Source organism: Pseudomonas sp. HMSC066A08, from assembly GCF_001813025.1.
In the GTDB taxonomy this organism is placed as follows: domain Bacteria; phylum Pseudomonadota; class Gammaproteobacteria; order Pseudomonadales; family Pseudomonadaceae; genus Pseudomonas; species Pseudomonas aeruginosa.
Map to the genome: position 1 here is coordinate 52,370 of NZ_KV811252.1, position 8,135 is coordinate 60,504.

Sequence of the window (8,135 nt, forward strand, 5' to 3'; positions counted from 1 at the left end):
GCCTGCTTATGCTTATGACGGTTTTCCGGCCCCGGGACCGAACCTCTGGATGACTTTTCTTTCCAGGCGCTCCGCGCAGAACCACAGGGCGGCCTTGAGTTCCTTCTCCACGGTGCGGGTGGAAATGCCGAAGCGACGGGAGATTTCCGCATGCGGCGTCTCCTCCAGGCGCGAGGCGATGAGGATCTGCCGGCGCCGCGCCGGCAGTTCGCAGAGCGCCTCCAGCAGGCGACGGATCTCGGCGTGACCGCCGACGATGCGCTCCGGGTCGAGGCCTTCGTCGGCCACCTGCAACAGCTCCGCCACCTCCTCCCCGGTGAGCAGGCGGGCGTCGCCCTCGCGGCGGTCGGCGGCAATGTTCAGGGCAATGCGGAACAGGTAGGCCTGGGGCTTCTTGACCTCCAGGGCATCATCCAGCCGGTCGACTCTCAGGTAGGTTTCGTGCAGCACGTCGCACGCCAGGTCCTCGGAGCCCAGGCGCCGTTTCAGGCGCGCCTTGAAGTCGTCGTAGGAGGCGAGGAACAGCTTCACCATCGCGCTTTGCCGCGAATCGCTCATGACCCTCCCACTCCCTCCGTCAGCTTGCATTCCATGGCCTTGCCCGTCGTCTTCGGCAGCAACAGGATGGTCAGCGGCTGGGCCAGCGTAGCGGGCGTCGCCTGCATCACCCGCACGCCGCGCAGGCTTTCCACCAGGGCGCTGTCCCGCTGCGGGTCGCCGGTCGAACCGAGCAGGCGACTGTGGCGAACCTCGCCGAAGCGACCGATCCAGAGTTGCAGCACCGCGCGATAGGTACCCGGACGAGTGCGCGGCGAGCGGCACAACTGTTCTTCCAGAGCCGCCTGGACCGCTCCCGCATAGTGGCGATCCAGCGGCTGCTCGACCTTCGGCATCTCTGCCGGCAGCGGCGCAGCGTTCCTGACGGCCTGCGCCGGCAGCAGGGTGAACGCTTCCTGGCTGGTGTAGCGCGCCATCAGGCCGGTTCCGCCGAGCAGTCGGGTCAGGGCGTCGCTGGCGGTGAAGCGCCCCTGCAAGCGGGCCGAGCGCCGTCCACGGGCCAGCTCGCCATCCACCAGAACCGCCATTCCCGTCACCCCGCTGTAGGTCACCAGCGCCGATGCCAGGCTCTGCGGAGGAATATCGAACGCGTGCACCGCCAGGCGCAACGGCGGCCTGCCGCCATCGCCCGGCACGGCGCCGGACGCCGGCAGCAGCATGCCGAGACCGAGCAACGACACTGCGCACGACCTTGCCACCCCGAGGATCGACATCAACGGATTCCAGTCCGAACTACCCGGTGCAGGCCAGATGGCCATCACCCAGGAGGGACATCCTGATGGCACTGTGTGACTGTGGTGTGACGGTACCTGCGGTGACATGTTTTCACCGATTGCCGTATAAGCGGGAAACCACCATCCCAGCGCGGGAGAATCGCCATGCACCGTTCATCGCAGGTTCTGCCGGCCCTGATCCTGGGCCTGGCCATGAGCGCCACCCTGGCCGACGAGCCGACGCCACCGGCGAACTGCATCAACACCGAGGTCAACGGCTACCAGGCTTTGTCCTATGAATGCCTGAGCCAGCAGATGACCGATCCTGACAGCGCGGCCAGGGCCCGCCGCGAGCAGGAGCTGGATTCCGCCGCCATCGTCCGGCGTCCGCCAAACCAGCTCGGCCTGTACAACCAATCGGCGACGCGCATTCGCCTGGGCACCTCGTTCGGCAACTCAGTGGAAGCGCAGCGGCCGCCTCGCTGAGGGCCTCCGCAGGTCGACGCTCCTGGCCGGCGGCGCAAGACAGAAAACCCCGGCAACCAGGCCGGGGCAATCGTCGTCGGCGAGGTTGGCCGCCGATCAAAGGACAAGGAACGCCTCAGGCGAAGGTACGCTCCAGCAGGTCGCCGAAACGATTGAAGGCATCGCTGGCGCCCTTGGCGGCCAGGCGCTCTTCTTCCTCGTTCAGCTCGATGCCGTCGAGGATCGCCACGAAGCTCTTCCAGCCTTGCGCGCGGCCGCCTTCCGGCTCGGCCAGATGGCGGGCGCCGAAGTTCTCGTCGAGTTCGAGCGCGGCTGCTTTCTTGAACAGGAACGCAGCGCCCAGCTTCGAACCTTCGGAAACGAACAGCCAGCCCAGTGCCTCGGCGAGGCTCAGGTCGGCCTCGCGCACGCTCTGATCGCCCTCCGGCACCGGATGGCCGAGGTCCGCCAGGTCTGCACGAGCGGCGTCGTCGCGGGCGCGGGAAGCCAGGCCGGGGAACAGGCGGGCCAGCGCTTCGTTGCGATAAAGCGGCTCCAGGTCATGCTGGAAGAGGTACTGGGCAGCGACGAAGCGGGCGAAATTGTCCCGGCTGGCGAAGGGTTCCTTGCTCTTCACCAGGCTCTCCAGGCGCTGGTGCGGCTCGTTGGTCAGCAGGTTGAGGCGTTGCGAACGCAGGTTTTGCCGAGTGGATTCAGGGGCCAGGGTATCCATAGGGGAATTCCTTTCGAGGGACGGAACGCACTGGGCCGATATAGCGCACCCAGGATCAATAACGATTCTCAATTATATTCGTTATTGAATCTCAGTGTCACATGAAAGGATGCCGACCGACTGCCATTGACCAGAAAAGGACTACAGCAAATACTGTATTTACATACAGTATTCGAGTTATTTCCTTGGCCTCCCTTTCATCCGTATCCGACATCTCTCCACCCGCGGCCGTCGCCGGACGAGGCAATGACATAGCGCTGAGTGCGCTGCTCGACGCACGTAGAATCTGGAAAGGCCAGTCCGCCGTGCCGGCCGGCGCTTCCCTGCCCACCGGACATGCGCGCCTGGACGCACTGCTGCCGGGCGGTGGTTGGCCGGAACACGCCCTGAGCGAAATCCTCCATGCCCGCGACGGTGTCGGCGAACTGCAACTACTGATGCCGACCATCGCTCGCCTGACCCAGGCGCAACGTCGCGTCGTCCTGGTCGGCGCACCCTACGTACCCTATCCGCAGGCCTGGCTGGCCGCCGCGGTCGACCTGCGCCATCTGGTCCTGTTGCAGGCCAGCGGACGCGACGCCTTGTGGGCTGCCGAACAGTGCCTGCGCTCGGGCAGTTGCGCCGCTGTGCTGTGCTGGCCGCAGCAGGCCGACGACCGCGCCCTGCGCCGCCTCCAGGTCGCCGCCGAAAGCGGCCAGGCCCTGGGTTTCGCCTATCGCCCCCTGCGCGAAGCGGTCAACCCTTCGCCGGCAGCGCTACGCCTGTGCATCGAAACCCGCCCCCCACGCCTGCGCATCCTCAAGTGCCGGGGCGGCCTCGCGCCGGCGACCACCCTGCCGGCCAGCGCCTGGCAATGAGGTGGCCATGCTCTGGGCTTGCATTCTCCTGCCGCAACTGGCCATGGACAGCGCGCAGCGTCAACGGAGCAATCCCGACGCACCGCTGGCGCTGCTCGGCGGCCCAGCGCAGCGCCGGCAGTTGCAGGCGGTCAACCCAGCGGCACGCGCGCTCGGCCTGAAGCCCGGTCAATCGCTGATCGCCGCCCAGGCCCTGAGCCGGGACTTCGCCACGGCGGAATACGACCTCGCCGCCGTGGAGCGCTGGCAGGCCTTCCTCGCCGCCTGGGCCTACGGTTTCAGCTCGCAGGTCAGCCTGCACTATCCGCGTGCGCTGCTGCTGGAAGTGCAGTCCAGCCTTGCCCTGTTCGGCCCCTGGCCACGCTTCGAGGCCCGCTTGCGCAAGGAACTCACGGCGCTGGGCTTCCGCCATCGCCTGTGCCTGGCGCCGAACCCGGTGGCGGCGAGGGTCCTGGCGAACAGCCACGACGGCCTGGCCATCGAGGACGAGGCAGCGCTGCAACGCCAGCTGTCCGCCCTTCCGCTGGACCGTCTGGGACTCTCGCGGGAGCTGGCCGTCGCCCTCGGACGCATGGGACTGCGCCATCTGCGCCAGGTCCTCGAGTTGCCGCGCGCCGCCCTGGCGCGTCGCTTCCCGGCCGAACTGCTGTTGCACATCGACCGCCTCTGCGGCCGCAGCCCACTGGCGCTGGAGCACTACCGGCCGCCGGACACCTTCGACCTGCGCATCGAACTCAATTTCGACGTGGAATCGCACCAGGCGCTGCTCTTCCCCCTGCGACGGCTGAGCGCCGATCTCGCCGCCTTTCTCGCCGGACGCGACAGCGGCGTGCAGCGCTTCACCCTGCACCTGGAGCATCACGGGCGCGCCGACAGCCAGGTCACGGTCGGCCTGCTCAGCGCCGAACGCGAGGCGGCCATGCTCTTCGAACTGACCCGCGGCCGTCTCGAACAGTTGCAACTGCCCGCCCCCGTGCATGCCGTGCGCCTGGAGGCCCGCGAGCTGCCTCCTTTCACGCCGCAGCACCGCGAACTGTTCGACGAGCGCCCACAGCAATATCTCGGCTGGGAACAGCTGCGGGAACGCCTGCGCGCGCGGCTGGGCGACGAGGCGGTACAGGGCCTGAGCGCCGTCGCCGAACACCGTCCGGAGCGAAGCTGGCGGCCGCACAGCTGCGACAGGGCGCAATCGCCGGCAGCCTGCGGCCTCCGCCCCGGCTGGCTGCTGGCGGAGCCACGCCCCCTCGGCGAGGCCTTGCCCAACGTGCTGGCCGGCCCGGAGCGGATCGAGTCGGGCTGGTGGGATGGCGAAGACATCCGCCGCGACTATTACCTGGTGGAAACCCGCAACGGACAACGTGCCTGGGTCTATCGCGAGGTCGGCAGCGAAGGGCCGCTATGGCTACATGGCTGGTTCGCATGAGCGCCTACGCCGAACTGCATTGCCTGTCCAACTTCAGCTTCCAGCGCGGTGCCTCCAGCGCCGCGGAACTCTTCGCCCGTGCAGCGCGCCTGGGCTATCGGGCCCTGGCGATCACCGACGAATGCAGCCTGGCCGGTATCGTGCGGGCCTGGCAGGCGGCGCGGGAGCACCAGGTACAACTGATCGTCGGCAGTGAGATCCGCCTCGAACAGGGGCCCAAGCTGGTTCTCCTGGCGGAGGACCTGGAGGGCTACCAGAACCTCTGTCGCCTCATCACCCGCGGCCGGCGACAAGCCGACAAGGGCCACTACCGGCTGCTGCGCGAAGACCTGCAACAGCCGCTCGCCGGCCTGTTGGCGATCTGGTTGCCGAACGACCATGAGGACGAGCAGGCTGCCTGGCTCCGCGAACGCTTCCCCCAGCGCCTTTGGCTGGGCGTCGAGTTGCATCGCGGCGCCGATGACGATACCCGCCTGGACAAACTGCTCGCGCTCGCCTCGCATCTCCGGCTACCGCCCGTGGCCTGCGGCGACGTACACATGCACGCCCGCGGCAGGCGAGCCCTGCAGGACTGCATGACAGCGATCCGCAACCATCTGCCGGTCAGCGAGGCCGGCGCCTATCTCTTCCCCAACGGGGAGCGCCACCTGCGTACCCTGGAGGCCCTGCAGGGTATCTACCCGCAAGCCCTGCTGGCGGAAACCCTGAAGATCGCCGAACGCTGCCGGTTCGATCTGGAACAGCTGAAATACCAGTACCCACGCGAATTGGTACCGGCCGGACACGACCCGGCGTCATGGCTCCGCCATCTCACCGAACAGGGCATCGCCAGGCGCTGGCCGAACGGCGCGAGTGCCAAGGTCCGCAAGCAGATCGAGAGAGAACTCGAGCTGATCGCCGAACTGGGCTATGAAAGCTATTTCCTCACCGTGCAGGACATCGTCGCCTTCGCCCGGGGCCGGGAAATCCTTTGCCAGGGCCGCGGCTCGGCGGCCAATTCGGCAGTCTGCTTCGCTCTCGGCATCACCGAACTGGACCCGGACCGGACCAACCTGCTGTTCGAACGCTTCCTTTCCCGCGAGCGCAACGAACCGCCGGACATCGACGTGGATTTCGAACACGAGCGCCGCGAGGAGGTCATCCAGTACGTTTTCACGCGCTACGGACGCCGGCGCGCGGCGCTGACCGCGGTGGTCAGCACCTACCACGGCGCCGGCGCGGTGCGCGACGTAGCCAAGGCCCTGGGTCTGCCACCCGAGCAGGTCGACGTCCTGGCCAACTGCTGCGGCCGCTGGAGCGACCGGGCCCCCAGCGCCGAACGCCTGGAAGAGGCCGGCTTCGATCCGCAGAGTCCGATCCTGCGCCGGGTGCTGGCCCTGACCGGCGAGTTGATCGGTTTCCCGCGCCACCTCTCGCAGCACCCCGGCGGCTTCGTCATCTCCGAGCAGCCATTGGACACCCTGGTCCCGGTGGAGAATGCCAGCATGGCCGAGCGCACGGTGATCCAGTGGGACAAGGACGATCTCGACGCGGTCGGCCTGCTCAAGGTCGACGTCCTCGCCCTGGGCATGCTCAGCGCCCTGCGCCGCAGCTTCGACCTGATCCACGCGCTGCGCGGCGGCAAGCGGTTGAGCATCGCCAGTATCCCGAGCGAGGACCCGGCCACCTACGAAATGATCGGCCGCGCCGATACCATCGGTGTGTTCCAGATCGAATCGCGCGCACAGATGGCCATGCTGCCACGCCTGCGCCCGCGGAAGTTCTACGACCTGGTGATCCAGGTCGCCATCGTCCGCCCAGGGCCGATCCAGGGAGACATGGTGCATCCCTATCTGCGCCGGCGAAACGGTGAAGAGCCGGTGGCCTATCCATCGGCCGAACTGGAGAAGGTCTTCGAACGTACCCTGGGCGTCCCGTTGTTCCAGGAACAGGTCATGGAACTGGCGATCGTCGCCGCCGACTACACGCCGGGCGAGGCGGACGAACTGCGTCGCTCGATGGCCGCCTGGAAACGTCATGGCGGCCTGGAACACCACCGCGAGCGGCTGACCCGAGGCATGCTCGCCAACGGCTACGAGGCCGACTTCGCAGCGCGCATCTTCGAACAGATCAAAGGCTTCGGCAGCTACGGTTTCCCTGAATCCCACGCCGCCAGCTTCGCCCTGCTCACCTATGCCAGCAGTTGGTTGAAACGCCATGAACCGGCGGCCTTCGCCTGCGCCTTGATCAACAGTTGGCCGATGGGCTTCTACAGCCCCGACCAACTGCTCCAGGACGCCCGCCGTCACGCTCTGCAGACACGCCCGGTGGATGTCCGCCACAGCGGTTGGGATTGCAGCCTGGAGCCGTTCGGCCAGGCGCAACCGGCCATACGCCTTGGCCTGCGGATGATCCGAGGCTTTCGCGAGGAGGATGCCAGGCGTATCGAGCAGGCCCGGAAGGCCCGGCTTTTCGTCGACGTGCACGATCTCGGCCGACGCGCCAGGCTCGATGCCCGTGCCCTGGAATTGCTGGCCGATGCCGGCGCCCTGCGCGGCCTCGCCGGACACCGGCACAAGGCACGCTGGGCAGTCGCCAGCGTCGAGCCGCAATTGCCGCTGTTCGCCGAAGGGACCGTCATTGAAGAGACCAGGGTCAGCCTGCCACTGCCTTCGCGTGGCGAGGAACTGCTGAGCGATTACGCTCTCCTCGGCACCACCCTCGGCCCGCATCCGCTGAAACTCTTGCGTGGACAGCTCAAGGCCCGCCGCTGCCGCGACTCCCGCGAACTGGCGATACTGGACCATGGGCGACCGATACGGGTCGCCGGCCTGGTGGTCGGCCGGCAGCGCCCACAGACCGCCAGCGGCATCACCTTCATCACCCTGGAGGACGAGTTCGGCATGGTCAACGTGGTGGTCCGGCACGACCTCGCCGAACGGCAGAGGCGGCCATTCCTCGAGTCCCGGCTGCTGCAGGTGGAGGGCATCCTGGAGTCCTCCGGCGAGGTGCGCCACGTCATCGCCGGGCGCCTGCATGACCTGACCTCTCTACTCACCGGCCTGGACGTCCGCAGCCGGGATTTCCATTGAGACAAAGAAAAAGGCAGCTCGAGAAACGAGCTGCCTTGGGATGGCCAACAGGGATGGCCACGAAGGGGGGAGCGCTCAAGATACTGTTTATTCATACAGCAAATCAAGCGATTCCCTTCATCGGAAGCCACCTTTTGTCTTTCTCCTCGAAGCGAGGCTCTAGCCCGCGGATCGGGATCGGTACGGCGAGCGCAAGAGCGCCAGCGCTATGCGGATCCGCCCGGACTCTCGCTACGCTAGACGCGAAAGAGGACATGCCAGGAGGGTTTCGGCAAGGTGAAGAGCAAGCACGCTTTTTCCGAGCGCAAAAGCAAA

General features: G+C 67.0%; 7 protein-coding genes. 4 read left to right on the top strand and 3 right to left on the bottom strand.

Translation table 11 applies throughout. From position 1 onward, the window contains the following. Nucleotides 1–12: 12 nt before the first annotated feature. Nucleotides 13–558: an RNA polymerase sigma factor VreI gene (gene vreI, locus HMPREF2886_RS03530; RefSeq protein ID WP_003085329.1), complete on the bottom strand. Its 546-nt coding sequence runs from the start codon at nt 556–558 to the stop codon at nt 13–15. Further along, entirely contained in the window at nt 555–1,271 is a 717-nt protein-coding gene (vreA, locus tag HMPREF2886_RS03535) for a TonB-dependent outer membrane receptor VreA (protein ID WP_033973134.1), read from the bottom strand. Before vreA ends, vreI begins: the two co-directional genes overlap by 4 nt. A 165-nt stretch (nt 1,272–1,436) precedes the next feature. On the opposite strand from vreA, the gene HMPREF2886_RS03540 reads away from it, so the two are divergent. Next, a complete protein-coding gene (locus tag HMPREF2886_RS03540; protein ID WP_033973136.1) occupies nt 1,437–1,757 on the top strand; it encodes a hypothetical protein in 321 nt (106 codons plus the stop codon). A gap of 115 nt (nt 1,758–1,872) precedes the next feature. Here HMPREF2886_RS03540 and pigA read toward each other — a convergent pair whose 3' ends face one another. Continuing rightward, nucleotides 1,873–2,469 (bottom strand): biliverdin-producing heme oxygenase PigA, encoded by a 597-nt coding sequence (pigA, locus tag HMPREF2886_RS03545; RefSeq protein ID WP_003085321.1) that lies wholly within the window; start codon nt 2,467–2,469, stop codon nt 1,873–1,875. A gap of 251 nt (nt 2,470–2,720) precedes the next feature. Between pigA and imuA the strand changes: the two genes are divergently transcribed. The 3 genes from imuA to dnaE2 are packed head-to-tail and all read left to right on the top strand — an operon-like array spanning nt 2,721 to nt 7,820. After that, entirely contained in the window at nt 2,721–3,326 is a 606-nt protein-coding gene (gene imuA, locus HMPREF2886_RS03550) for a translesion DNA synthesis-associated protein ImuA (RefSeq protein WP_371915120.1), read from the top strand. A gap of 7 nt (nt 3,327–3,333) precedes the next feature. Then, on the top strand, nt 3,334–4,749 hold the full coding sequence (locus HMPREF2886_RS03555) for a Y-family DNA polymerase (RefSeq protein ID WP_033973139.1): 1,416 nt from the start codon (nt 3,334–3,336) through the stop codon (nt 4,747–4,749). Further along, a complete protein-coding gene (gene dnaE2, locus HMPREF2886_RS03560; protein ID WP_083318515.1) occupies nt 4,725–7,820 on the top strand; it encodes an error-prone DNA polymerase in 3,096 nt (1,031 codons plus the stop codon). Before HMPREF2886_RS03555 ends, dnaE2 begins: the two co-directional genes overlap by 25 nt. The last annotated feature ends 315 nt before the right edge of the window (nt 7,821–8,135 follow it).